This window comes from Mycobacterium sp. E342, assembly GCF_001667665.1.
Lineage (GTDB): Bacteria > Actinomycetota > Actinomycetes > Mycobacteriales > Mycobacteriaceae > Mycobacterium.
Genome location: NZ_LZJM01000150.1, coordinates 1 through 24,858, shown reverse-complemented (window position 1 = coordinate 24,858; position 24,858 = coordinate 1). Strand labels below are relative to the sequence as shown.

Annotated in this window: 25 protein-coding genes and 3 pseudogenes; 16 read left to right on the top strand and 12 right to left on the bottom strand. The window is 69.6% G+C overall.

What is annotated here, in order from left to right; translation table 11 throughout:
• Nucleotides 1-22: 22 nt before the first annotated feature.
• Nucleotides 23-1,495 carry a carboxyl transferase domain-containing protein gene (locus tag A5692_RS09650; protein WP_068055070.1) on the top strand — a complete coding sequence of 491 codons (1,473 nt, stop codon included), beginning with the start codon at nucleotides 23-25 and terminating at the stop codon, nucleotides 1,493-1,495.
• A 76-nt stretch (nucleotides 1,496-1,571) separates the two neighbouring features.
• Here A5692_RS09650 and A5692_RS09645 read toward each other — a convergent pair whose 3' ends face one another.
• Nucleotides 1,572-2,123, bottom strand: coding sequence for a TetR/AcrR family transcriptional regulator (locus A5692_RS09645; RefSeq protein ID WP_067926075.1), 552 nt, complete (start codon nucleotides 2,121-2,123; stop codon nucleotides 1,572-1,574).
• Between the two features lie 104 nt (nucleotides 2,124-2,227).
• Here A5692_RS09645 and A5692_RS09640 point away from each other — a divergent pair, with 104 nt between their 5' ends.
• From A5692_RS09640 to A5692_RS09620, 5 genes are all read left to right on the top strand, one after another.
• Entirely contained in the window at nucleotides 2,228-3,367 is a 1,140-nt protein-coding gene (locus A5692_RS09640) for an FAD-dependent oxidoreductase (RefSeq protein WP_067926078.1), read from the top strand.
• A 175-nt stretch (nucleotides 3,368-3,542) separates the two neighbouring features.
• Nucleotides 3,543-4,253: a two-component system response regulator PrrA gene (gene prrA, locus A5692_RS09635; RefSeq protein ID WP_102419630.1), complete on the top strand. Its 711-nt coding sequence runs from the start codon at nucleotides 3,543-3,545 to the stop codon at nucleotides 4,251-4,253.
• A 15-nt stretch (nucleotides 4,254-4,268) separates the two neighbouring features.
• Entirely contained in the window at nucleotides 4,269-5,609 is a 1,341-nt protein-coding gene (locus tag A5692_RS09630; RefSeq protein ID WP_067926081.1) for a HAMP domain-containing sensor histidine kinase, read from the top strand.
• Between the two features lie 51 nt (nucleotides 5,610-5,660).
• The gene (locus A5692_RS09625; RefSeq protein ID WP_068055068.1) at nucleotides 5,661-5,924 is read left to right on the top strand and encodes a DUF2630 family protein; all 264 of its coding nucleotides are present in this window, start codon (nucleotides 5,661-5,663) and stop codon (nucleotides 5,922-5,924) included.
• The gene (locus A5692_RS09620; protein WP_067926085.1) at nucleotides 5,921-7,492 is read left to right on the top strand and encodes an NAD(P)/FAD-dependent oxidoreductase; all 1,572 of its coding nucleotides are present in this window, start codon (nucleotides 5,921-5,923) and stop codon (nucleotides 7,490-7,492) included. Before A5692_RS09625 ends, A5692_RS09620 begins: the two co-directional genes overlap by 4 nt.
• 16 nt (nucleotides 7,493-7,508) lie before the next feature.
• On the opposite strand, the gene A5692_RS09615 is transcribed toward A5692_RS09620, so the two are convergent.
• Together A5692_RS09615 and pdxH are read right to left on the bottom strand one after the other, a co-directional pair.
• Nucleotides 7,509-8,801 carry a citrate synthase gene (locus tag A5692_RS09615; protein ID WP_067926087.1) on the bottom strand — a complete coding sequence of 431 codons (1,293 nt, stop codon included), beginning with the start codon at nucleotides 8,799-8,801 and terminating at the stop codon, nucleotides 7,509-7,511.
• 162 nt (nucleotides 8,802-8,963) lie between these two features.
• Complete coding sequence (pdxH, locus tag A5692_RS09610; RefSeq protein WP_067926090.1) at nucleotides 8,964-9,623, bottom strand: pyridoxamine 5'-phosphate oxidase; 660 nt, start codon at nucleotides 9,621-9,623, stop codon at nucleotides 8,964-8,966.
• Nucleotides 9,624-9,695: 72 nt separating this feature from the next.
• Here pdxH and A5692_RS09605 point away from each other — a divergent pair, with 72 nt between their 5' ends.
• Both A5692_RS09605 and A5692_RS09600 read left to right on the top strand, forming a co-directional pair.
• A complete protein-coding gene (locus A5692_RS09605) occupies nucleotides 9,696-10,817 on the top strand; it encodes a citrate synthase 2 (protein WP_067926091.1) in 1,122 nt (373 codons plus the stop codon).
• A 132-nt stretch (nucleotides 10,818-10,949) separates the two neighbouring features.
• Nucleotides 10,950-11,408: a VOC family protein gene (locus A5692_RS09600; RefSeq protein ID WP_067926094.1), complete on the top strand. Its 459-nt coding sequence runs from the start codon at nucleotides 10,950-10,952 to the stop codon at nucleotides 11,406-11,408.
• On the opposite strand, the gene A5692_RS09595 is transcribed toward A5692_RS09600, so the two are convergent.
• Together A5692_RS09595 and A5692_RS09590 are read right to left on the bottom strand one after the other, a co-directional pair.
• Complete coding sequence (locus A5692_RS09595; RefSeq protein ID WP_068055066.1) at nucleotides 11,405-13,102, bottom strand: FAD-dependent oxidoreductase; 1,698 nt, start codon at nucleotides 13,100-13,102, stop codon at nucleotides 11,405-11,407. The genes A5692_RS09600 and A5692_RS09595 overlap by 4 nt on opposite strands.
• Nucleotides 13,103-13,122: 20 nt before the next feature.
• Nucleotides 13,123-14,148: a diiron oxygenase gene (locus A5692_RS09590; RefSeq protein ID WP_068055064.1), complete on the bottom strand. Its 1,026-nt coding sequence runs from the start codon at nucleotides 14,146-14,148 to the stop codon at nucleotides 13,123-13,125.
• Between the two features lie 242 nt (nucleotides 14,149-14,390).
• On the opposite strand from A5692_RS09590, the gene serC reads away from it, so the two are divergent.
• A complete protein-coding gene (gene serC, locus A5692_RS09585; RefSeq protein ID WP_068055113.1) occupies nucleotides 14,391-15,509 on the top strand; it encodes a phosphoserine transaminase in 1,119 nt (372 codons plus the stop codon).
• A 118-nt stretch (nucleotides 15,510-15,627) separates the two neighbouring features.
• Nucleotides 15,628-16,398 (top strand): septation protein SepH, encoded by a 771-nt coding sequence (gene sepH, locus A5692_RS09580; RefSeq protein WP_068055062.1) that lies wholly within the window; start codon nucleotides 15,628-15,630, stop codon nucleotides 16,396-16,398.
• A 19-nt stretch (nucleotides 16,399-16,417) separates the two neighbouring features.
• Here the strand turns inward: sepH and A5692_RS09575 are convergent, their stop codons facing one another.
• From A5692_RS09575 to A5692_RS09565, 3 genes are read right to left on the bottom strand one after another with little or no spacing between them, the layout of a single operon-like run.
• Nucleotides 16,418-16,690, bottom strand: coding sequence for a DUF2537 domain-containing protein (locus tag A5692_RS09575; RefSeq protein WP_068055059.1), 273 nt, complete (start codon nucleotides 16,688-16,690; stop codon nucleotides 16,418-16,420).
• Entirely contained in the window at nucleotides 16,687-17,520 is an 834-nt protein-coding gene (locus A5692_RS09570) for an RNA methyltransferase (protein ID WP_068055056.1), read from the bottom strand. The genes A5692_RS09575 and A5692_RS09570 overlap by 4 nt, the downstream gene beginning before the upstream one ends.
• Nucleotides 17,517-17,948: a MarR family transcriptional regulator gene (locus A5692_RS09565; RefSeq protein WP_068055052.1), complete on the bottom strand. Its 432-nt coding sequence runs from the start codon at nucleotides 17,946-17,948 to the stop codon at nucleotides 17,517-17,519. Before A5692_RS09565 ends, A5692_RS09570 begins: the two co-directional genes overlap by 4 nt.
• Nucleotides 17,949-18,147: 199 nt before the next feature.
• On the opposite strand from A5692_RS09565, the gene A5692_RS09560 reads away from it, so the two are divergent.
• Both A5692_RS09560 and A5692_RS09555 read left to right on the top strand, forming a co-directional pair.
• On the top strand, nucleotides 18,148-18,423 hold the full coding sequence (locus A5692_RS09560; protein ID WP_068055049.1) for a DUF2530 domain-containing protein: 276 nt from the start codon (nucleotides 18,148-18,150) through the stop codon (nucleotides 18,421-18,423).
• 28 nt (nucleotides 18,424-18,451) lie between these two features.
• Nucleotides 18,452-18,907, top strand: a complete 456-nt coding sequence (locus tag A5692_RS09555; protein WP_068055035.1) for an SRPBCC family protein — start codon at nucleotides 18,452-18,454, stop codon at nucleotides 18,905-18,907.
• A 212-nt stretch (nucleotides 18,908-19,119) separates the two neighbouring features.
• Here A5692_RS09555 and A5692_RS09550 read toward each other — a convergent pair.
• Nucleotides 19,120-19,905 (bottom strand): annotated as a pseudogene (locus A5692_RS09550) (DUF3027 domain-containing protein); the annotation flags it as partial.
• A gap of 131 nt (nucleotides 19,906-20,036) precedes the next feature.
• Between A5692_RS09550 and A5692_RS09545 the strand changes: the two are divergent.
• Both A5692_RS09545 and A5692_RS09540 read left to right on the top strand, forming a co-directional pair.
• A complete protein-coding gene (locus tag A5692_RS09545; protein WP_068055029.1) occupies nucleotides 20,037-21,689 on the top strand; it encodes an MFS transporter in 1,653 nt (550 codons plus the stop codon).
• A complete protein-coding gene (locus A5692_RS09540) occupies nucleotides 21,686-22,177 on the top strand; it encodes a DUF2771 domain-containing protein (protein ID WP_068055026.1) in 492 nt (163 codons plus the stop codon). The genes A5692_RS09545 and A5692_RS09540 overlap by 4 nt, the downstream gene beginning before the upstream one ends.
• Nucleotides 22,178-22,203: 26 nt before the next feature.
• Here the strand turns inward: A5692_RS09540 and A5692_RS09535 are convergent, their stop codons facing one another.
• Nucleotides 22,204-23,208 carry a glutathione S-transferase family protein gene (locus A5692_RS09535; protein ID WP_068055024.1) on the bottom strand — a complete coding sequence of 335 codons (1,005 nt, stop codon included), beginning with the start codon at nucleotides 23,206-23,208 and terminating at the stop codon, nucleotides 22,204-22,206.
• 71 nt (nucleotides 23,209-23,279) lie between these two features.
• A complete protein-coding gene (locus A5692_RS09530; protein ID WP_068055021.1) occupies nucleotides 23,280-23,693 on the bottom strand; it encodes a cold-shock protein in 414 nt (137 codons plus the stop codon).
• A 163-nt stretch (nucleotides 23,694-23,856) separates the two neighbouring features.
• Here A5692_RS09530 and A5692_RS09525 point away from each other — a divergent pair, with 163 nt between their 5' ends.
• Nucleotides 23,857-24,261 (top strand): YccF domain-containing protein, encoded by a 405-nt coding sequence (locus A5692_RS09525; RefSeq protein WP_068055019.1) that lies wholly within the window; start codon nucleotides 23,857-23,859, stop codon nucleotides 24,259-24,261.
• Nucleotides 24,258-24,788 (top strand): annotated as a pseudogene (locus A5692_RS09520) (radical SAM protein); the annotation flags it as partial. The gene A5692_RS09525 and the pseudogene A5692_RS09520, both read left to right, overlap by 4 nt.
• On the opposite strand, the pseudogene A5692_RS29800 reads toward A5692_RS09520, so the two are convergent.
• Nucleotides 24,781-24,858, bottom strand: a pseudogene (locus tag A5692_RS29800) (hypothetical protein); the annotation flags it as partial. The pseudogenes A5692_RS09520 and A5692_RS29800 sit on opposite strands and share 8 nt — an antisense overlap.

The window sequence follows — 24,858 nt, the reverse complement described above, 5'->3', positions numbered from 1 at the left end:
CCACCCTATATAGCCTCGTGTCGTGAGTCGTATCACGGCTGCTCAGCTGCGCGACGCGGTGCTCGACGAGGGCTCCTTCATCTGCTGGGACGGCGAGCCGCTCGCCGTGCCGGTCAGCGAGGAGTATTCGCGAGAGCTGGCCGACGCGCGGGCCGCCACCGGCCTGGACGAATCGGTGCTGACCGGCGAGGGCCGCATCTTCGGGCGCCGGGTCGCGGTGGTGGTCTGCGAGTTCGGCTTCCTGGGCGGCTCCATCGGGGTGGCGGCGGCCGAACGGATCACCGCCGCGATGCAGCGGGCGACCGCCGAGCGGCTGCCGCTGCTGGCCTCGCCCAGCTCCGGCGGCACCCGCATGCAGGAGGGCACTGTCGCCTTCCTGCAGATGGTGAAGATCGCCGCCGCCGTCCGGCTGCACAAACAGGCGCACCTGCCCTACCTCGTCTATTTGCGCCACCCCACGACCGGCGGGGTGTTCGCGTCCTGGGGGTCGCTGGGCCACGTCACGGCCGCCGAGCCGGGCGCCCTGATCGGCTTCCTCGGGCCGCGCGTGTACCAGCTGCTCTATGGCGAACCCTTCCCCGAAGGCGTCCAGACGGCGGAGAACCTGCAGCGCCACGGCGTGATCGACGACGTCGTACCGCTGGAGCAGCTGCGCCGGATGCTGGACCGCGCGCTGACGGTCATCGCCGACCCGCCCGGGGCCCTGCCGGCACCGCGGCCGCCCGAACCGATACCCGACGTGCCGGCGTGGGACTCCGTGGTGGCGTCACGGCGCCCCGATCGGCCCGGTGTCGGGCTGCTGCTGCGCCATGGCGCCACCGATCGGGTGCTGTTGTCGGGCACCGGCCAGGGCGATGCGGCGACCACCCTGCTGGCACTGGCCCGCTTCGCCGGACAGCCCGCGGTGGTGCTCGGGCAGCAGCGGGTGGCGGGCGGGATGGTGGGCCCCGCGTCCCTGCGCGAGGCCCGGCGGGGCATGGCGCTGGCCGCCGAACTGCACCTGCCGCTGGTGCTGGTGATCGACACCGCCGGCCCGGCCCTGTCGGCGGAGGCCGAACAGGGTGGGCTCGCCGGCCAGATCGCCCAGTGCCTAGCCGAGCTGGTGACCCTGGACACCCCGACGGTCTCGGTGCTGCTCGGCCAGGGCAGCGGCGGGCCGGCGCTGGCGATGGTTCCCGCCGATCGGGTGCTGTGCGCGCTGCACGGGTGGCTGGCGCCGCTGCCGCCGGAGGGCGCCAGCGCGATCGTCTTCCGTGACACCGCGCACGCCCCCGAACTCGCTGCCGCGCAAGGTATCCGCTCGGCGGACCTGCTGCGGTCCGGAATTGCCGACGTCGTCGTCCCGGAACATCCCGACGCGGCCGACGAGCCGGTCGAGTTCTGCCGGCGACTCGCGCATGCCATCGCCGCCGAGCTGCACGGCCTGCGCGAGCTGCCCGCCGACGAGCGGTTGGCCACCCGATTGCGGCGCTACCGCCGCATCGGAGTGCCCTGAGCGCGGCACAACGCGCGACACGTAAACCACGCCCACGACACGCCGCAAAACGTCACCGTGGTTTAAGTCTCGCGAGTCAGCCCTCCGGCAGGCCGAGATAGCGCTGAATGGTCGGACCGAGCCAGTCGACGATCTCGTCGCGGGTCATCTCCGCGACCGGGGGGAGCCGTAACACGAAGCGGCACAACGCCATCCCCAATATCTGCGTGGCGATGAGCCCCGCCCTCACCCCCACCTCCTCCGCCGGCGCGAGTGAGGCCACCAGCGGCCGGATCTGGTTTCCGAAGATCTCCTGCATCCGTTGCGCCGCTTCGCCGTTGGTCGCGCTCGACCGCAGCAGGATCACCAGCGCCTCGTCGCCCTCCCAGCGTTCGAGAAAGTGCCGCACCAGCGACCGCCCGACCTGCGTCGGCTCGGTCGCCGCGAAGTCGGGAAACCGCAGGTCGAACTCCGCCGCCGCGGCGAACAGCTTGTCCTTGCTGCCGTAATACCGCATCACCATCGCGGGATCGATCCCAGCGTCGGCGGCGATGGCCCGAATCGTCGCACCCTGGAACCCCGCCGCGCCGAACCGCTCGCGCGCCGCCGCCAGGATCGCCGCCTTCGTCTCGTCCGACGACCGTCTCATGTCAACGATTGTAGGCCAACAACTGTTGACATAGCACTAGCGACGCGCGACCATGGAGTTATGCCAACAAGCGTTGACTAACGCATCAGGGAGAGGAGCCAGCCATGAACGACACCGACGTCCTGGTGGTCGGCGCAGGTCCTACCGGCCTCACGCTCGCCGCCGCGCTGCGAGTCCGCGGGATTCGGGTGACACTGGTCGACAAGGTGGCGGAGGGCGCCAACACGTCGCGCGCTGCCGCCGTCAACGCCCGAACCCTCGAGGTGCTCGACGAGCTCGACGTGTCCCGGCGAATGGTCAAGGCGGGCGTGATCGCGCCGCGGTTCACCATGCGGCAGGGCCGGCGCATCTTGATTCCCGTCGACTTCAGCACGCTTCCGACCGAACACCCGTACACGCTGATGCTCTCCCAGGCCGACACCGAGCGGCTGCTGCTCGAGCGCCTGCGGGAGCTGGGCGGTGACGTCGTCCGGCCCAAGGCGCTGAGTCGCATCGCCCAGGACGGCGACGGCGTGACGGCGACGTTCGACGACGGGGACACCATCCGCGCCGCCTACGCCGTCGGGGCGGACGGGATGCACAGCACGGTGCGCACGGAAGCCGGAATCGGCTTCGCCGGTGGCGAATTCGCCGAGTCATTCACGCTCGCCGACGTGCGAGTGACCGGTGAAGCGCCCCGTGACGAGGTGATCCTGTTCTACGCCAAAGACGGCCTGACGGTGCTGGCGCCGCTGCCCGGAGACATCTTCCGCGTCGTCGCGCCGACGGCCGACGCGCCGCTGCAGCCGTCGGCGCGGTTCGTGCAGGCACTGCTGGACACCCGCGGCTTCGGGCCGGGGCGAACGGTCGTGACCGAATTGGTGTGGGGGTCGCGGTTCCACATCCATCACCGCGTCGCCGACAGCTACCGGGCCGGCCGGCTGTTGCTGGCCGGCGACGCCGCCCACGTGCACAGCCCGGCCGGGGGCCAGGGCATGAACCTCGGGATCACCGACGCGATGGCCCTGGCCGGCGCGCTGACCGCGGTTCTGCAAGGAGGCCCGGACGCCGCGCTGGACGCCTACAGCGCCGCGCAGCGCCGACGCGCCGAGCGGGTGCTGAAGCTGACCGGACGGCTGACCCGCATCGCGACGCTGCCGCGCCCGTTGCGCCCCCTGCGCAACACCGGGATGCGTCTGGCCGCCGAGGTTCCCGCGGTCCGTCGGCAGCTGGCGGTGCAGTTGAGCGGGCTGGCCCGACAGTGATCGAACCCCTTCCGGTGACGACCGACGGCGGGGGAAGCGAAACAGGCTGCACCGCAACTGGTTTCGGCGCATGCGTGCCGATGTCAACGGCCAGTTGCGGCGCAGCGTCGAAAACGTAACCTTTTGGGCGTCGGCGGCCCGGCCAGGGCACCGCCGTGATCGGCAATCAGGCAAAATGGGCGGCATGGACACTGGTGGGACCTCGCCCCGCGTGTTGGTCGTCGACGACGACTCCGACGTGCTCGCCTCGCTGGAACGCGGCCTGCGACTGTCCGGATTCGAGGTGTCGACCGCGGTCGACGGCGCGGAAGCCTTGCGCAGCGCCACCGAGACCCGACCGGACGCGATCGTGCTGGACATCAACATGCCCGTGCTGGACGGCGTCAGCGTCGTCACGGCGCTGCGGGCGATGGATAACGACGTCCCGGTCTGCGTGCTGTCGGCGCGCAGCTCGGTCGACGACCGGGTGGCGGGGCTCGAGGCCGGCGCGGACGACTACCTGGTCAAGCCGTTCGTCTTGGCCGAGCTGGTCGCGCGGGTGAAGGCGCTGCTGCGTCGCCGCGGCGCCGTCGCGTCAACCTCCTCGGAGACCATCACGGTGGGCCCGCTGGAGGTCGACATCCCCGGCCGTCGGGCCCGCGTCAACGGCGTCGACGTCGACCTGACCAAGCGGGAGTTCGACCTGCTGGCGGTGCTGGCCGAGCACAAGACCGCGGTGCTGTCGCGCGCGCAGCTGCTGGAGCTGGTCTGGGGCTATGACTTCGCCGCCGACACCAACGTCGTCGACGTGTTCATCGGGTACCTGCGCCGCAAGCTGGAGGCCAATGGCGGTCCCCGGCTGCTGCACACCGTCCGCGGAGTCGGGTTCGTGCTGCGCATGCAGTAGCCAGGTCGAGCGGCGATGAATTTTCTGTCCCGGATCCTCACCCGTACGCCCTCGCTGCGCGCCCGGGTGGTGGTCGCGACGGTCATCGGCGCGGCGATTCCCGTCCTCATCGTCGGCGTCGTCGTCTGGGTGGGCATCACCAACGACCGCAAGGAGCGGCTGGACCGCCGGCTCGACGAGGCCGCCGGTTTCGCGATCCCCTTCCTGCCGCGCGGTCTCGACGAAATCCCCCGCTCCCCCAACGACAACGACGCCATCATGACGGTCCGCCGCGGCGACCAGGTCAGGTCGAATTCCGACGTGACGCTGCCCAGGCTGAGCGTCGACTACGCCGACGCCTACGTCAAAGGTGTGCGCTACCGGGTCCGGACGGTGGAGATTCCCGCGCCGGAGCCCACGTCGCTCGCCGTCGGCGCGACGTATGACGCGACGCTGGCCGAGACCAACAACCTGCACCGGCGGGTCCTGCTGATCTGTGGCTTCGCCATCGGCGCGGCGGCGGTGTTCGCCTGGTTGCTGGCCGCGTTCGCGGTGCGGCCCTTCAAACAGCTTGCGCAGCAGACCCGTTCGATCGACGCCGGAGACGAGGCGCCGCGCGTCGAGGTGCACGGCGCCAGCGAAGCCGTGGAGATCGCCGAGGCAATGCGGGGGATGCTGCAGCGCATTTGGGACGAGCAGAACCGGACCAAGGAGGCGCTCGAGTCGGCCCGCGACTTCGCCGCCGTCTCGTCGCACGAGCTGCGCACCCCCCTGACCGCGATGCGCACCAACCTCGAGGTGCTGTCCACCCTGGACATGACCGACGACCAACGCAAAGAGGTGCTGAGCGACGTCATCCGCACCCAGTCACGGATCGAGGCCACCCTGAGCGCCCTCGAGCGGCTGGCCCAGGGCGAACTGTCGACGTCCGACGATCACGTGCCGGTCGACATCACCGAGCTGCTCGACCGCGCCGCCCACGACGCGATGCGCATCTACCCCGACCTGGACGTGTCACTGGTCCCCTCGCCGACGTGCATCATCGTCGGGTTGCCCGCCGGCCTGCGCCTGGCGGTGGACAACGCGATCGCCAACGCCGTCAAGCACGGCGGCGCCACCCGCGTCCAGCTCTCGGCGGTCAGCTCGCGCGCCGGGGTGGAGATCGCCATCGACGACAACGGCACCGGAGTGCCGGAGGACGAACGCTATGTGGTGTTCGAGCGGTTCTCTCGCGGGTCGACCGCCTCGCATTCGGGCTCGGGGCTGGGGCTGGCGCTGGTGGCCCAACAGGCCCACCTGCACCGCGGGACCGCCGCACTGGAAAGCAGCCCGCTGGGCGGCGCGCGGCTGGTGCTGCGGCTCCCGGGACCCAGCTAGCGCTTCCTCGCCAACCGAGTCGGCCCCCGAGCGGTCGGGCACACTGGAGCGATGGCCGACGGCAAGAAACCGACCGACAACCAAACCCTGGCACACATCCGCGAGCTGGTCGCCGAGGAGAAAGCCCTGCGGGCGCAGCTGCAACAGCGCGACATCTCCCAATCGGAGGAGCATGATCGCCTGCGGCGGCTCGAGGTCGAGCTCGACCAGTGTTGGGACCTGCTGCGGCAACGGCGGGCGCTGCGTGAAACCGGCGACGACCCGCGCGCGGCCGAGGTGCGTCCGGCCGACGAGGTCGAGGGCTACCTGAGCTGAGCCCGCACCCGGGACACGTCGACGTCGTCGTCGTCGGTGGCGGTCACAACGGCCTGGTCGCGGCGGCCTATCTGGCTCGGGCCGGCCTGCGGGTGCGGTTGCTCGAGCGGCTGGGACACCTTGGCGGAGCCGCCGTCTCGGTGCAAGCCTTCGACGGCGTCGGGGTTCGGCTGTCGCGGTACTCCTACCTGGTCAGCTTGTTGCCGCCAAGCATCGTCGACGACCTGGGCGCCTCGGTGCGGCTGGCCCGGCGGCGGTATTCGTCGTACACGCCCGACCCCGGCACCGACGGCAACCGGGGGCTGCTGATCGGTGCGGGCGCTGACACGTTCGCCGCGATCGGCGCCGGCCCCGACGCGCAGGGGTTCGCCGCCTTCTACCGACGCTGCCGACTGGTGACCCAACCACTGTGGCCAACCCTGCTGGAACCGCTGCGCACCCGCGGGCAGGCCCGCCGGCATGTCGTGGAAAGCGGCGGGCGGCAAGCGGCGGCCGCGTGGCAGGCCCTGATCGACGAGCCGATCGGGGACGCCATCACCGCCGCCGTCAGCGACGACGTGGTCCGCGGCGTGATGGCGACCGACGCGCTGATCGGGACGTTCGCTCGCCTCGGCGACCCGTCGCTGATCCAGAATGTCTGCTTCCTCTATCACGTACTCGGGGGCGGGACCGGGGACTGGGACGTTCCCGTTGGCGGAATGGGCGCGCTGACGGAGGGCCTGGCGGCGGCCGCCATCCGCCATGGTGCCGAAATCACCACCAGTGCAGACGTTTACGCGGTCGAACCGGATGGCGTGGTGCGTTACCGCACCGGCGACCAGGAGCGTCTGATCCGGGCCCGGTTCGTCCTGGCGGGTGTCACGCCGGCGGTGCTGGCCGGACTGCTCGGCGAACGGCCCGCACCGCCTGTCCAGGGCGCACAGGTCAAGGTGAACATGGTGCTGCGGCGGCTACCGCGGTTGCGCGACAACGGCGTCACGCCCGAACAGGCCTTCGCCGGGACGTTCCACGTCAACGAGGCGTGGACGCAACTGGATACGGCGTATGCGCGGGCGGCCGCGGGCGAGGTGCCGAATCCCCTGCCATGCGAGGCGTACTGCCATTCGTTGACCGATCCCAGCATTCTGCCGGCCGGGCTGCGCGACTCGGGTGCGCACACGATGACCGTGTTCGGCCTGCACACCCCGCACTCGCTGTTCGACGGCACCTACTCCGGCGCCCTGCGCGATCGGCTGGCCGACTCGGTACTGGCATCGCTGGATTCCGTTCTGGCCGAACCGATTCAGGGCGTCTTGCTGAGTGACGCCCACGGCCGGCCGTGCATCGAGACGACCACCACCCTGGACCTGCACCGCACGTTGGGGATGACGGCCGGCAACATCTTCCACGGCGGCTTGTCATGGCCCTTCGCCGACGACGACGACCCGCTGGACACCCCGGCGCGGCGATGGGGCGTCGCGACGGCGCACGAGCGGGTCATGCTGTGCGGCTCGGGCGCCCGGCGCGGCGGCGCGGTGTCGGGGATCGGCGGGCACAACGCCGCCATGGCGGTGCTGGCCTCGCTGTGACTCGACTCCGCCGTAGCTAGCGCGCGTCGATCGTCGTGTAGTCGCGTTCGGTGTAGCCGGTGTAGATCTGGCGCGGACGGCCGATCTTGCTGTCACCCTCGTCGTGCATCTCGCGCCAGTGCGCGATCCAGCCGGGCAGCCGGCCCAGCGCGAACAGCACGGTGAACATCCGGACCGGGAAGCCGAGGGCCCGGTAGATCAGCCCGGTGTAGAAGTCGACGTTCGGGTACAACTTGCGCTCGATGAAGTAGTCGTCGGTCAGCGCCGCCTCTTCCAGTTCCTTGGCGATGTCGAGCAGCGGATCGCCGCCGAGCTTGGCCAGGATCTTGTCGGCCTGTTCCTTGACGATGCGGGCGCGGGGGTCGTAGTTCTTGTAGACGCGGTGGCCGAAGCCCATCAGCTTGACGCCCTCTTCGCGGTTCTTCACCTTGCGGACGAACTCGCTGACGTCGTCTCCACTTTCGCGGATCTGGTCGAGCATCTCGAGCACCGCCTGGTTGGCGCCCCCGTGCAGCGGTCCCCACAACGCGTTGATGCCACCGGAGATCGAGGTGAACAGGTTGGCCCGCGACGACCCGACCAGCCGGACCGTCGACGTCGAACAGTTCTGCTCGTGATCGGCGTGCAGGATGAGCAGCATGTCCAGCGCCCGCACCACCTCGGGGTCGGCCTGATAGGGCTCCGCGGGCAGCCCGAACGTCATGCGGAGGAAGTTCTCCACCAACGACATCGAGTTGTCCGGGTAGAGGAACGGCTGGCCGACCGACTTCTTGTACGCGTACGCGGCGATGGTGGGCAGCTTCGCGAGCAGCCGGATGGTCGACAGCTCGACCTGGTTGTTGTCCATCGGGTCGAGCGCGTCGGGGTAGTAGGCGCTCAGCGCGTTCACCACGCTGGACAGCACCGGCATGGGGTGTGCGTTGCGCGGGAAGCCGTCGAAAAAGCGCTTCAGGTCCTCGTGCAGCATGGTGTGCAGCTGGATCCGCTTGGTGAACTCCGCGAGCTGGTCGGAGTCCGGCAGCTCGCCGTAGATCAGCAGATAGCTCACCTCGATGAATGTCGACTTCTCGGCGAGCTGCTCGATCGGGTAGCCGCGGTAACGCAGAATCCCGGCGTCGCCGTCGATGTAGGTGATCGCGCTCTTGCAGGCGGCGGTGTTGACGAAGCCGTTGTCGAAGGTGGTGTGCCCCGTTTTGGACAACAGGGAACCGAGGGCGATCCCGTCAGCACCCTCGGTGGCGCGGACGATCTCGAGGTCGATCTCGCCCCCCGGGTACTTCAGAGTTGCGGTGTCGTCGGTGTCGGCCACGAGAACCCCTTTGCGCTCTGGCTGGTATGGCTGCCCTGACTAGGTGCTTATAGGTGAAGGTAGTCGTTGTCGCGTTCGCGCGCCTGCCCGGGGTCGGCTCTGCGGGACGGCCTGGGTAATCGATCGGGTGCGGCTCCCGCGTCGCGGCGATCCTCGGCCGGGCTAGGGCTGCAGCCGCTCGATCCGAGCGCCGGTGACCCGGATCCGGTTATGCAATCGGTTCTCCCGCCCCTGCCAGAATTCGACCGACTCCGGGGCGAGCAGGTAGCCGCCCCAGCCCGGCGGCACGGGCACCTGCTCGCGGTCGGCGAAGCGTGCGGTCACCTCCGCCAGCTGGTCGAGCAACGCCGCGCGTGACGCGATCGCACGCGACTGGTGCGACGCCCACGCGCCCAGCTGAGAGCCGCGCGGTCGCTTGGACCAGTAGTCCTGGGTGGCATCCGGGGTGACCTTGCTCACCGGGCCGCGGAGGTGGACCTGCCTGCCCAGCTGATACCAGGGAAAGGTCACCGACGCGTATGGCGTCGCCGCCAGGTCGGCCCCCTTGGCGGAGTCATAGTGGGTGAAAAATGTGATCCCGGACTCGTCCACGCTCTTGCACAGGACCGTCCGGCTTGTCGGCCGGCCGTCGGCGACGGTAGCCAGCACCATGGCGTTGGGCTCGGCGACGCCGGACCGTTCCGCGTCGCCGATCCAGTTGCGCAACAAGGCAACCCAACCGTCGTCGAGCCAATCGGTGTCGAGGTCGGGGCTGCCGTCCTTCTCCACCGATCCGTATTCCACGCGCATGCGCTGCAGGCGTTCGGGGTCTGGTCCTGCCATCGCGCCAACGCTACCGGGGCTTGCTACCGGCCGGTAGCGTCCGCCCGAAGGTGGGGTGCGAGAATTTTCGGTATGACTGTGGTCCCCGAGAACTTTGTCCCCGGCCTCGAAGGCGTCGTCGCCTTCACCACCGAGATCGCCGAACCGGATAAAGACGGCGGCGCGCTGCGTTACCGCGGCGTCGACATACAGGATCTGGTGAACCAGCAGGTCACCTTCGGCGACGTGTGGGGCCTGCTGGTCGACGGCAAGTTCGGCCACGGCCTGCCGCCCGCCGAGCCGTTCCCGCTGCCCATCCACACCGGCGACGTGCGCGTCGACGTGCAGGCGGGCCTGGCGATGCTGGCCCCGATCTGGGGGTACAAGCCCCTGCTCGACACCGATGACGCCACCGCACGCGACCAGCTGGCCCGGGCCTCGGTGATGGCGCTGTCCTACGTGGCGCAGTCCGCCCGCGGCATCTACCAGCCCGCCGTCCCGCAGCGCGTGATCGACGAATGCGCAACCGTCACAGCACGTTTCATGACCCGGTGGCAGGGCGAACCGGACCCGCGGCACGTCGAAGCCATCGACGCCTACTGGGTCTCGGCCGCCGAGCACGGCATGAACGCGTCGACGTTCACCGCGCGGGTGATCGCCTCGACCGGTGCCGACGTCGCCGCGGCGCTGTCCGGGGCGATCGGGGCGATGAGCGGGCCGCTGCACGGCGGGGCGCCGGCGCGGGTCCTGCCGATGATCGAAGAGGTCGAGCGCACCGGCGACGCCCGTGGCCTGGTCAAGAAGATCCTGGACAGCGGCGACAAGCTGATGGGCTTCGGGCACCGGGTCTACCGCGCCGAGGACCCGCGGGCGCGAGTGCTCCGCGCGACCGCAGAGCGGCTGGGCGCGCCGCGCCACGAGGTCGCCGTCGCGCTGGAGCAGGCCGCGCTGGCCGAACTGCGCGAGCGTCGCCCGGACCGGGCCATCGAGACCAACGTCGAGTTCTGGGCGGCGGTGATCCTGGACTTCGCGCAGGTGCCGGCCAACATGATGCCGGCGATGTTCACCTGCGGGCGGACCGCGGGCTGGTGTGCGCACATCCTCGAGCAGAAGCGGCTGGGCAAGCTGGTGCGCCCGTCGGCCATCTACGTGGGACCGGCCCCGCGCAGCCCGGAGTCCGTCGAAGGTTGGGACCGCAGCCTCACCCACGCCTGAGGCGGGCCCGGTTGTCGGTGCCCCGCGATTGAATGAGATCGCCGCGATGAGTTTGTGTCGCGGGCGAGGTCATAACTCGCGAGCCCGCCCGCCCCGGGCGGGTCTGGGAGACCGACAGCAAGGAGAACCACGATGGCGATCAACTTCGAACCGGCCCTGTCCCCGCACCTGGTGGTGGATGACGCGGCTGCTGCGATCGACTTCTACGTCAAGGCATTCGGCGCCGAGGAGATCGGGCGGGTGCCTCGCCCCGACGGAAAGCTGGTCCACGCCGCGCTGCGCATCAACGGCTTTATGGTCATGCTCAACGACGATTTCCCGGAGATGTGCGGCGGCAAGTCGATGACGCCCACGTCACTGGGCGGCACCCCGGTGACGATCCACCTGACCGTGACCGACGTCGACGCGAAGTTCCAGCGCGCGCTGGACGCGGGCGCCACCGTGGTGGCGCCGTTGGACGATCAGTTCTGGGGCGACCGCTACGGCGTGGTGGCCGACCCGTTCGGCCACCACTGGTCGATGGGACAGCCGGTCCGCGAGGTCGGTTATGACGAGCTCCAGGCCGCGATGGCGGGGCCGGGCGCGAGTTAGCCGAGCAGCCGGTCCAACAGCCCGCGTCGCGGCGCCGGCGCCGGCCCGGCGGCGGCAGCGGCGGCGAGCATGCCGGCGACGTCGGTGAACTTGCTGCGCGGGCGACCGTCGGCGCCGCCGCGGGTGACCTCGGCGGCGTCGATGGCCCGCCACCCGTGGGCATCGACGGCGTCGGGCTGCCGGACCCGCACCAGCTCGGCCAGCGCCTCGGGTTTCGCCACCGGGTCGCTCAGCCTGCCCGCGTTGAAATCCGCTACCAGGGCGTGCACGGTCTGCAGCGAACAAGATTTGTTGGTGCCGATGAACCCGCTCGGTCCCCGCTTGATCCAGCCCGCGACGTAGGCCCCCGGCACCGGCGCCCCCGAGCCGGGATCGACGACACGGCCGCCGTCGTTGGGGACGACGGCCACCGACTCGTCGAACGGCAGGTCGCGGATGGGCTTGCCGCGGTAGCCAATTGAGGTCAGGACCAGTCCCGCGCTGAGGTCACACAGGTCGTCGGTGCCGGTGACGGCGAACTGAACGCCCGTGGCGCGTTGTTCGCCCAGCACGCGATTCGGGGTGAGCTGATAGGCCAGCCGGATTCGCGGCCGCCCACCGTTGTGGGTTGGTTCCGAATCGTCACCGAGCGAGCTCAGGATCTCCAGCTTGCGCTTGCTCAAGCCGTCCGTGACGGCGGCGAGGTCGGCCGCCACCAGCTCGTGGTCGGCCGCGCTGAGCACGACGTCGGATGAGGTCGTGAGACCGATCAGCTCGGGCAGGGTGAACGCCGACTGGGCGGGGCCCCGGCGGGCGGCCACCACCACCTCGCGGACCGCGGATGCGCGAAGCGCCGCCAACGCGCAGTCGGCGATGTCGGTGCGGGCCAGGTCGTCCGGATCCGCGCTGAGCACGCGCGCCACGTCCAACGCGACGTTTCCGTTGCCGATGATCACCACCCGGTCATGGCCGAGATCGACTGGCAGCTCGGCAAAGTCGGGATGGCCGTTGATCCACGCGACGAGTTCGGTGGCGGTCCCGGTGCCCGGCAGGCCCATGCCCTCGATCTGCAGGCGGCGGTCGTCGGGAGCGCCGACGGCATACACCACGGCGTGGTGGTGGGCCAGCAGATCGGCGTGACTCAAGTGCCTGCCGACCTCGACGTTGAGGTAGAAGCGGAAGCGGCGATGACCGACGACCCGGTCGAACAGCCGGGTGACCCGCTTGGTGTTCTGGTGATCGGGCGCCACCCCGGCGCGCACCAGCCCGTACGGGGTGGGCAGCTTCTCAAAGACGTTGACCCGCACCCCATCCTGGGTGAGCAGCTCGTCGGCGGCATACATCGCCGCAGGCCCGGATCCCACGATGGCCACGGTCAGCGGCTGGCGTCGGGCGCGCACCTGGGCGGCCGGAATCACCGGCGCCAACTTCGACGTCGGCGGCAACTTCTCACCCGGCGGCCGCTCGGGATAGAACGACGCGTTGATCTCGACGAACGGCAACTGCTTGGTGTCCAGCCGGGTGTCCGGAGCGATCGCGCCCACGGGGCAGGCGCTCACACACGCGCCGCAGTCCACGCAGGCCACCGGATCGATGTAGAGCATCTCCGAGGTGGCGAAGCCGGGCTCGTCGGGCGTGGGATGAATGCAGTTCACCGGGCACGCGAAAACGCAGGACCCGTCGTTACAGCACGACTGGGTAATAACGTGCGGCATAGGCGATTACCCGCGCGGTCCTAGGCGGCCGGCGCCGCGGCCAGGTGCCGGCGCTGCGGCTCGCTGCGGTAGCGCGACGGCTTGCCGTCGATCTTGCAGAGCCGCCACATGAGCCGGGCGGAGCGCGTCTCCATCAAGCCGGTGTCGTGTGCCAGCATCCGGACGTCGGCGAACATGTCACTCAACCACTTTCGTGATTCCGGCGACCGGAAGAAGAGCTCCTTCTTGACCTCGCGCGGGATGTCGAACTCCTGCCAGAACGCCTTGGGCGGCACCACGATGGCCCGGCACAGGACCTTCATCGTCAACGGCAGGTACAGGGCCGTCCAGAACTTCTGCCGCTTGGTCAGCTGCGGCACCCGCCTGCGCAGGAACTCGTGGGCAAACGAAATGTGTCGCGCTTCCTCGGCCACGTGAATGGCCATCACCCGTTCCATGATCGGGTGCAGCGATTTCCCTTCGCGCAGAATGTTTTTCTGCGTGTGGTCGATCGGCTCCTCGCCGGCGAGCACCCCGATGAAGAACGCCACCGGCAGCGGACCGGCCACCAGCGGAACCAGCGGCGAGAGCCACTTGAGCGTCCGCGGCATACCCGGCACGTCCGCGCCGACGCGGTTCACCATCTCCTGGAACATCATGGTGTGGTTGCACTCCTCGACCGATTCGTGCAGGCAGTACCGGTATTCCGGGGAGCCGTTCGGCACCCAGAACGTGTAGTTCATCAGGCCGCGGATCAGAATCGACTCGAAGTGCAGCCCGACCTTGGCGACGTTGGCCTGGCGCCACATCCCAATCTTGATCTTGCGCTCTTCGGGCTGCGACAAATACCAGGGATGGCGCCCCAACGGGTCGGTGGCCGGCAGTACCCACCGCGGGTCGTTCTCCGTGACGGCGAATTCCGGTGCGTCCCAGTCGATGTCGGTGTAGGGGTTGAAGTTTCTCCGCACCGACCCCTCGGACAGTGTGGCAAGCGTGTTGACGTACTCAGTGTCGTCGCACACCTCCAGATTGCGGCGCCAACGCCGAACCATGCGTGTCCTGGCCATATCCAAGCCTCCCCAACGAGGTTTACATTTGGACGTGCTGTGTCCAGACAGTACCGCAGGTACCGGATATCTTCTAGACCCCGATCCGCCGCTGTGGGCTGACCAGTGGTCAGGCGCATGGTGTGCCCTGCCTCACAGCGTGCGAAACACCACGGGCGCGGCCAGGTGTTTTGCGCGGGTCACGGGCGTGCGCCGCCGGACCGCTGCGTCGCCGGTCACATCGGCTCACTACCCTGATGAGCATGGCTGACCAGCTCGAGGTTCCCGCTGACATCAAACCCCGCGACGGCCGCTTCGGATGCGGCCCTTCCAAGGTCCGGCCCGAACAGTTGCAGGCGCTGACGACCAGCGCGGCCCCGCTGTTCGGCACTTCGCACCGGCAAGCCCCGGTGAAGAATCTGGTGGGCCGGGTGCGGACGGGGCTGACCGAGCTGTTCTCCGTGCCGGACGGCTATGAGGTCATCCTGGGCAACGGCGGCGCGACGGCGTTCTGGGATGCCGCGGCGTTCGGGTTGATCGACAAGCGCTCACTGCACCTGTCCTTCGGCGAGTTCAGCGCCAAGTTCGCCTCGGCGGTCGCCAACAACCCGTTCGTCGGCGACCCGATCATCGTCAAGGCGGACGCCGGCAGCGCACCCGAACCGCAGAGCGATCCCTCGGTCGATGTGATCGCCTGGGCGCACAACGAGACGTCGACCGGGGTGGCGGTGCCCATTCGGCGTCCGGCCGACTCCGGCGACGCCCTGGTCGTCATCGACGCCACCTCCGGTGCGGGCGGCCTGCCGGTCGACATCGCCCAGACCGACGCCTATTACTTCTCGCCGCAGAAGAATTTCGCCAGTGACGGCGGCCTGTGGTTGGCCATCATGAGCCCCGCCGCACTCGCGCGGGTGGAGTCCATTGCCGCGTCGGGCCGCTGGGTTCCCGACTTCCTGTCGCTGCCCATCGCCGTGGACAACAGCCTGAAGAACCAGACGTACAACACCCCGGCGGTCGGCACCCTGGCTCTGATGGCCGAGCAGATCGACTGGATGCTCGGCAACGGCGGGCTGGACTGGGCCGTCAAGCGCACGGCCGACTCGTCGCAGCGGTTGTACTCCTGGGCGCAGGAGCGGCCGTACGCCACTCCGTTCGTCACCGACCCCGCCTTGCGGTCCCAGGTGGTCGGCACCGTCGACTTCGTCGACGACGTAGACGCCGCTGCCGTCGCCAAGATCCTGCGGGCGAACGGCATCGTCGACGTCGAGCCGTACCGCAAACTCGGCCGCAACCAGCTGCGGGTCGGGATGTTCCCGGCGGTCGACCCCGATGACGTCAGCGCCTTGACGCAATGCGTCGACTGGGTCGTCGAGCGGCTGTAACCCCCACGCAATCCACGCGCAACCGCCCAGCGTGTCAGCACAGGTTGCGGGCGTCAGCTGCACTAGAGTGCGCAAAAGACGGGTCCGTCGACCTGCACGGAGCCTGCGAGGAGAAACCATGCGGGAACTCAAAATGGTTGGGGTCGATGCCGGCGGCAAACACATCATCTGCGAGGCCGGCGATCCCGCCGAGCCCTTCAAGCTCGCGGTCGACGATCAACTGAAGGCAGCCGTGCGCGGCGACATCGCGCCGCCGGAGCAACCGCAGCTCGACATTCAGGTCACCAACATGCTGAGCCCCAGAGAGATTCAGGCCAAGATCCGCGCCGGCGCGTCCGTCGAACAAGTCGCCGCGGCGTCGGGCTCCGACGTTTCGCGGGTCCGCCGATTCGCGCACCCGGTGCTGCTGGAACGCGCTCGGGCCGCTGAGTTGGCAACCGCCGCGCACCCGGTGCTCGCCGACGGCCCCGCGGTGCTCACCCTGCTGGAGACCGTGAGCGCCGCCCTGGTGACGCGCGGCCTGGAACCCGACCGGCTCAGCTGGGACGCCTGGCGCAACGAAGACAGCCGCTGGACCGTGCAGCTGGCCTGGAAGGCCGGCCGGTCCGACAACATCGCGCACTTCTGCTTCGCCCCGGGCGCCCACGGCGGCACGGTCACCGCCATCGACGACGCGGCCAAGGAATTGGTCGACCCCAACTTCGACCGTCCGCTGCGCCCACTCGCGCGGGTCGCCCACGTCGACTTCGAGGAGCCGGTGAAGCCCGCCGCCGCTCCGCAAGAGGAGCCCGCGCCCCAGGAGCCCCCGGTGCACACTCGACGCGGTAAGCCCGTCATTCCGGCTTGGGAGGATGTGCTGCTCGGGGTGCGCTCGGGCGGACAGCGCTAGGCGACAGCGCCCACACCGGCTAACCCGCCACCGTCAGCGCGAGCAGCGTCAGCCACGCTCCCGCGACACCGATCCCCGCACCCAACAGGAACCAGCGCAGCACCGGCTTGTGCCGCCAACCCCACAGCGTCGGCGCCAGCCCACCGGCCGCGACGACGTTGAGCCCGACCGCCAGCAGCGGATGCACCCGGATGAGGCCCAGACTCAGCACCACGATGGCGGCGCCGGTCACGGCGGCGACGAAGCCGGCGACCGTCAAACCCGTTGCCCAGGGCGCGGAATCGTCGGTCACCCGCCGAGCCTAACCCGTTCGTAGAACGCCAAGGCGGCCGCGGTGGCCACGTTGAGGGAGTCCGTCCCGCGCGACATCGGGATGCGCACGCGCACATCGCTTCTCCGCAAAGTCGCCGGCGTCAGACCCGGTCCCTCGGCGCCCACCATCACCGCGACGCGTTCGTCGCGCGCGGCCGCCATGGCCTCCGCCAGGGTGCAGGCGTCGCTGTGCGGGGTCATCGCCAGCAGCCGAAATCCGTTCTCTTTCAACATCGTCAGTTCGGCGGGCCAGTCCGTCGCTCGCGCGTACGGGACCAGCAAGGCGTGCCCCATGGACACCCGGACGGCGCGGCGGTAGAGCGGGTCGGCGCAGCCGCTACCGAACACCACCGCGTCGACGCCCAGCCCGGCGGCGTTGCGGAAGATCGCGCCCAGGTTCTCGTGATCGTTGACGCCCTCGAGCACTGCGACGGTCCGGGCGGGCTCGACCAGTTCGGCAACGCCGGGTTCCGGTACCCGGCGGGCGGCCGCCAGCACCCCCCGATTGAGGTGGAAGCCCACCACTTGCGCCATGACGTCGGCGGAGGTGCGGTAGAACGGCACGGCACTGCCCGCCAGGTCGTCGGCGAGCTCGGCGAGCCGGCGCTCGGTCCCCAGCAGCGCGTGCGGGGTGAACCTGGAGGCGAGCATGCGCTGGACGACCAGCACCCCCTCGGCGATCACCAGGCCTTTGCCGGACGGCAGATCGGGACGGCGGTCGACGCTGTTCAGGTCGCGGAAGTCGTCGAGCCGGGGGTCGTCGGGATCGTCGACGTCCTGGACGTTGAGGCCATCGGTTCCATCGCTCACGGGCTTTCGTCGACCAGGGCCAACATCAGGTCAGCCGCGTGGCGCAGGGTGTCACGCTGCTCGTCGTCCAGCGTCGCCAGCCGTTTGGCCAGCCACTCCTGACGGGCCCGCCGGGTCACCTTGACCAGCTCGGCGCCGGACTGGGAAACCGAGACCAGCACCTGGCGGCCGTCGACGGGATGCGGGGCGCGGTCCACCAGGCCCATGTCGGCCAGCGACGCGATCACCCGGGTCATCGACGGCGGACGGACGCGCTCGCGGATAGCCAGCGCGCCGGGCGTCATCGGGCCCTCGTTGGCCAGCGTCGCCAGCGCCGACAGCTGCGACAACGACACCGGCGACGACGGGTTTCGGAACCGGAGTTGGCGGGCCAGCCGCATGACCGCCAGCGACAGGTCGCTCGCCAGCCGCGCATCGCTGTCAGGCATGGCGCGAGGTTACACGGAACCTCAGGAAATCGGGATACGAACCGGTGAACGACGGGCTTTGGTCCCCGAGACCACCGGGGCCGGCGATCGCCGAACCGCTTGCGCGGTCGGGCAACCCGCGCTGCCCAGGCATTTCGGCGACTTGGTGCCCGGGCGGGTGCTCGGGCGGCCCGCACCTGCGGGGGCTATGTTAATCGCGATGTCCGAGGAATCCGGCGAGAACCGCGAGGCACCGCCCCTGCCACCCGCACTGCTCAACGCGTGGCCTTTCATCGGCCTCGGCGCGCTCGGCTGGCTGGTCGCGACGGCGGCCGCATTTCTTGTCCCGGCCCTGCAGAGTTGGCGCCCATTGACGCTGGCCGGGCTCGGGGTGGGCGTGCTCGGGACGAGCATCTTCGTGTTACAGCTCGCGGCGGCGCGCCGCGGCGATCGCGGCGCGCAGACCGGACTCGACAACTATCTCGACCACGGCTAGTTCTCGCACCGATGACCCGGGAGGATCGATGGTAGCCCCGCTACTGCAAGCGCAAATCGATATCGACGCACCGGTTTCCACCGTTTGGGGGTTGGTCTCCGACCTTCGGCGGATGCCGCAGTGGAGCCCCCAGTGCCGTTGGATGAAGACCTTCGGCCCGCTGCGCCAGGGCATGCGCAGCCTGAACATCAATCGCCGCAACCGGATGTTCTGGCCCACCACGTGCACGGTCGTCGAGGTCATTCCCGAGACCAAGCTTGCGTTTCGCGTCGACACCAACCACACGATCTGGAGCTACGAGCTGCAACCCATCGACGGGGGCACCCGGGTGATCGAGAGCCGTCACGCGGAGAACGGCGTGACCGCGTTCTCCAACCTGTCGGTGAATGCACTGTTCGGTGGGACCACCAACTTCGAGCGCGAGTTGCTCGAGGGCATGAACGCCTCGTTGGCCAGGATCAAGGCCGCGGCCGAAAAGAGCTAATCCGCCTCGGGACGCTCGGGCCCGCCCTCCGAAGCGTCGGACTCCGCCGTGTCGGCGTCGGCCTCCGAGATCTCGGGCGCGGATGCCGACGGCTCCGCTTCGACCTCCGGAGCGCCGTCCGGTTCGGCCTCGGGTGTCTGCGATTCAGCCGACTCGGGCGCCTCGGCCGGCTCGAGCGTCTCAGGAGTCTCGGGCGCCTCGGCGGGCTCGGCCGCCTCGGGCGGCGCCTCCACGACGTCGAGCACACCGTCGTCGTACGGCTCGAACATGGGCGAACCCGTCCCCGCCGGAGCCGGGGTGTCCGAATGCGCGCCGCACCCGTACTGCTTGTCGACCACCTGCCCGTCGGCCGACAGTTCGTTGCCGCACACCCCGAACATCGCGCCGAGCGCGCCCGCCAACGGCAGGAAGAATCCGCAGTCGCGGCACACCCGCTTGGTGGAGCGGGCCATCGCTGAGTCGGGCCCGTGGTCGCCCGTGTGCCATCGTTCGGCGGCCTCGGCGCGGCCCCAGGCGCTCATCACCCAGCGCCGGCCCAGCCCGACCTCGGCGGCGGTCTCGTCCACCTGGGGGTCGCCGCTGGCGGTGTAGCCGGGGACCAACCGCGGGTCGTCGGCCGCCGGGGCCAGCAGGTCCCCGGGGCTCAGGTCCCCCGGGCGCACTCGCTGATCCCAGGGAACCCACTGCGGGGCCAGCAACGCGGTCGGTCCGGGGATCAGCACCACTTCGCTCACGGTGGCATGGTCGGCACCGGGGTGGGCGGCGACGACGACGGCCCACTGCCAGCCCTGATAGCCGGGCAGATGCGCCAGGAACCGGTGGGTGGCTGCGGCGGGGTCCTCGTAGCTGACGCCCAGGTAGTCACCGACGGCTTCGGCCCCGCTGAACTCCACGACCGCGGCCCTGGCCTGGTCCACCGCGCCCGTAAGCACGGCCGCCAACCCCTCGGGCCACTCGGCCACGGTCGCCACGGCGGATTCCTCGATGGGCCCCGTCACGCTGTCCCCTTCCTGCTTTGCGTTTCCAATACTAGGTTGGCCAGCCACGCCCCGTTACCTGCAGACGCATGTCCTCGGGATGAGGGAGAATCTCCAACGTGTCTGGACGGCGGCGTGACGATCCGGGCCGCGTGGCCTCGACTCCGGGTCGCCGGCCCCGCAATGGGGCCGCCAACCAGCATCCGGGCACGGCCAACTACCCCGCCGATGAGGGCGATCACCGCCGACGGCGCCGGCCACCGCCGATGCCGAGCGCCAATCGCTACCTGCCGCCCATCGGTCAGCAGCCGGAGCCGGAGCGCCGCGACAGCACCCCGCCGCGCGGTACCCCGACCGGCGAGCGGATCACCGTCACCCGCGCCGCCGCGCTGCGCAGCCGTGAGATGGGTTCGCGGATGTACTGGATGGTGCAACGCGCCGCCACCGCCGACGGCGCCGACAAGTCCGGCCTGACCGCGCTGACGTGGCCGGTGGTGGCCAACTTCGCGGTGGACGCCGCGATGGCGGTGGCGCTGGCCAACACGCTGTTCTTCGCGGCGGCCACCGGGGAGAGCAAGGGCCGAGTGGCGTTGTACCTGCTGATCACCATCGCGCCGTTCGCGGTCATCGCGCCGTTCATCGGCCCGGCCCTGGACCGGTTGCAGCACGGCCGGCGCGTCGCACTCGCCGCGTCGTTCGCCCTGCGTACCGCGTTGGCGCTGGTGCTGATCATGAACTACGACGGTGCCACCGGCAGCTACCCGTCGTGGGTGCTCTACCCTTGCGCGCTGGCCATGATGGTGTTCTCCAAATCGTTCAGCGTGCTGCGCAGCGCCGTGACCCCGCGGGTCATGCCGCCGACGATCGACCTGGTGCGGGTGAACTCCCGGCTGACCGTGTTCGGCCTACTCGGCGGCACCATCGCCGGCGGTGCCGTCGCGGCCGGCGTCGAGTTCGTCTGCACTCACCTGTTCAAGTTGCCCGGCGCGCTGTTCGTCGTCATCGCGGTCACCGTCGCGGGCGCCTTGCTGTCCATGCGGATACCGCGCTGGGTCGAGGTGACGGCGGGCGAGGTGCCGGCCACCCTGAGCTATCGCCAGGACAGCGAGCCGCATCGGCGACGCTGGCCCGACGAGGTCAAAAAGGTCGGTGGGACGCTGCGACAACCGCTGGGCCGCAACATCATTACGTCATTGTGGGGCAACTGCACCATCAAGATCATGGTCGGCTTCTTGTTCCTGTACCCGGCATTCGTCGCCAAGGCGCACCAGGCCAACGGCTGGGTTCAGCTCGGCATGCTCGGGATGATCGGCGCGGCGGCCGGCATCGGTAATTTCGCCGGCAACTTCGCGGCCGCGCGCCTGCAACTGGGCCGGCCGGCCGTGTTGGTGGTGCGCTGCACGCTGGCGGTCTCGGCGGTCGCGTTGGCGGCCTCGGTGGCGGGCACCCTGTCGGCAGCGGTGATCGCCACCCTGGTCACGTCGGGCTCCAGCGCGATCGCGAAGGCCTCGCTGGACGCCTCGTTGCAAAACGACTTGCCCGAGGAATCGCGGGCCTCGGGATTCGGACGTTCGGAGTCGACCCTGCAGCTGGCCTGGGTGCTGGGTGGCGCGGTGGGCGTCTTGGTCTACACCGAACTGTGGATCGGCTTCACCGTCGTCACGGCGCTGCTCATCCTGGGGCTGGCGCAGACACTCGTCAGCTTCCAAGGGAATTCGCTGATCCCCGGCCTCGGCGGCAACCGGCCCGTCATGGTCGAGCAGGAGGGCGCGCGGCGCGGCGGCCCGGCGGTGGTGCCCGAGTGAAACGCGGTGTGGCCGTGCTGCTCGCCGGCGTGCTGACGGTGTTGTGCGTGGCCGTCGGCGTCGGCACCTGGTTGCTGGTGCGCCCGTCGGGTCCGCAGCGCCCGGAGATCAGCGCGTATTCGCACGGCCACCTCGCCAGGGTGGGGCCCTACCTGTACTGCAACGTGCTCAACCTCGACGACTGTGACACCCCGCAAACCCAGGGCGAGCTGAAGGTCAGCGAGCGCTATCCCGTACAGCTCTCGGTGCCCGACGCGATCTACCGGGCGCCCTGGCGGCTTTTGCAGGTGTACGAGGACCCGACCAACACCACGAGCACCATCTTTCGGCCGAACACCCGGTTCGCGGTCACGATCCCACCGGTCGACCCACACCGCGGGCGCGTGGTCGGGATCGTTGTGCAGTTGCTGACGCTGGTGATGGACCCAGCCGGCGAACTGCGCGATGTCCCGCACGCGGAATGGTCAGTGCGACTTACGTATTTCTGACCCCTGGTCGCCGAACGTCGAGTCGCTCAGGCCCCGTGCCCGGCGGGTACCCGCTCCCCTTCGACCGGCGGCCCGGGCGGGGTCCCATCGCTGAATGGCCTGCCGCCCAAGGAATCCCGGCCGTGCGCAGACAGCCAGCCCGTCAGGTCCGGCCCCTTGGGCACAATGCCGGTGGGGTTGATGTCGGCGTGCACGATGTAGTAGTGCTGCTTGATCTGGACGAAGTCGACTGTGTCGCCGAACCCGGGCGTCTGGAACAGGTCGCGCGCATACGCCCACAACACCGGTAGCTCGCTCAGCTTGCTTCGGTTGCACTTGAAATGCCCGTGATAGACCGGGTCGAACCGCGCCAGCGTGGTGAACAGCCGCACGTCGGCTTCGGTTATGGTGTCGCCCACCAGATATCGCTGGTCGGTCAGGCGACCGCTCACCCAATCCAGGGCGGCGAACAGCCGGTCGTACGCCGCGTCGTAGGCCTCTTGCGAACCGGCGAAGCCGCACCGGTACACGCCGTTATTGATCTCGGTGTAGACGCGCTTGTTCACCTCGTCGATCTCGTCGCGCAGCCGCTCGGGGTAGAGCTCCGGTGCGCCGTCGCGGTGGTAGGCGGTCCATTCCGTCGAGAGATCCAGCGTCATCTGCGCGAAGTCGTTGGTGACCACCGCGCCGGACGGGATATCCACGATCGCGGGAACCGTGATGCCCTTCGGGTAGTCGGGGAAACGCTTGAAGTACGCGTCCTGTAGCCGCGGGATTTGCAGCACGGGGTCGACGCCGCCCGGATCGAGGTCGAATGTCCAGCTGCGTTCGTCGTGGGTGGGCCCGCAAAACCCAATGGAGAGAACGCTTTCCAGGCCCAGCAAACGGCGGACGATGATGGCGCGGTTCGCCCACGGGCAAGCCCGGGCGACGATGAGCCGGTACCGGCCGGGCTCCACCGGATACCCGTCGCGTCCGTCCGCGGTGACCCGGGTGGTGATGTAGTCGGTGTCGCGGTTGAAGTCACCTTTTCCGGCGACGTAGGCGGCCATGGTGACAATTCTGCCCCAGGCCGGCGGCGGCCAGTCGTCCCCGACGAGCGCCGCCGGGCGTGCGCGAGAGGCTAGGCGTCGAGCTCGCGGGCGACGGCCCGAACGACCTCGGACACCCGCCGGGCCGTCTTGCGGTCCGGGTAGCGACCCTTGCGCAACTCGGGCTGCACGGCGCCCTCCAGCAGCGTGATCATGTCCTCGACCATGCCGTGCAGTTCGTCGGGGCTGTGCTTGTGCTCGGTGGGCACCTCGCGGCGGCCCTGAGCCTTGGTGAGGCTGGGCGGCGGCTCAATCAGCTTGAGGCTCAGCGCCTGGGGGCCGCGCCGCCCGGAGGCGATGCCGAACTCCACACGCTGGCCCGCTTTGAGCGCCTCGACCCCAGCGGGCAACGCCGACGAGCGGACGTACACGTCTTCGCCGTCCTCCTGCGACAGGAAGCCAAACCCCTTGTCGGCGTCGTACCACTTAACCTTGCCGGTCGGCACTGGTCTCACCTGCTTGTCTAACGGATCAATAGAATGGCCAACACAATAAGCGTCCCGCCTGCGCAGGACGCCGTTTGGTCTGTAGATCCTACTCGGACGCTCCCCTGACGAGCACCCCCGTTCTCCCCCACTCGGTAGGCTGGGCGTCAACGGTGGAGGAGATATGCGCCTGATCCTGAACATCATCTGGCTCGTGTTCGGCGGCCTGTGGATGGCCGTCGGGTACTTGCTCGCGGCGCTCCTCAGCTTCTTGCTGATCGTCACCATCCCGTTCGGTTTCGCGTCGCTGCGTATCGCCTCCTACGCGTTGTGGCCGTTCGGCCGCACCATCGTCGACAAGCCGACCGCCGGGGCCGGTGCCCTCATCGGGAACGTCATCTGGGTGCTGTTGTTCGGGATCTGGCTGGCGATCGGCCACCTGCTCAGTGCGCTGGCGATGGCGATCACCATCGTCGGCATTCCACTGGCGCTGGCCAACCTCAAGCTGATCCCGGTGTCGCTGATGCCGTTGGGCAAGCAGATCGTGCCGGTCAGCTCGCCGTCTCACTACCCGGCGGTGGCCGCATGACGCTGACCGCGCTGGGTCTACCGAGGGTGCCGGGCCGCACCGACGGCACCGCCGCGAACGCGCCGACCACGGGCCCGTTGGTGGACACCTACGGCCGGGTCGCCACCGATCTGCGCGTCTCGCTGACCGACCGCTGCAACCTGCGGTGCAACTACTGCATGCCGGCCGAGGGGCTGGATTGGCTGCCCGGCGAGCAGCTGTTGCGGCCCGACGAGCTGGCGCGCCTGCTCCACGTCGCCGTCACCCGGCTCGGCGTCACCAGCGTGCGGTTCACCGGTGGCGAGCCCCTGTTGGCGCGGCACCTCGAAGAGGTGGTCGCCGCGGCCGCCGGGCTGCGGCCGCGCCCGGAGATCTCGCTGACCACCAATGGCGTCGGGCTGGCGCGGCGGGCCGCGGGCCTCGCCCGGGCGGGCCTGAACCGGGTCAACGTGTCGATGGACAGCGTGGATCGCGAGCACTTCGCGGCGATCACCCGACGGGACCGACTCGACGACGTGCTCGCCGGCCTGGCGGCCGCCCACGACGCCATTGGTGCCCGGCGTCCAGGGGCATCTGCTCGATGACCCGCAACTGGTGGCCGCGCTCGAGGCAGAACCG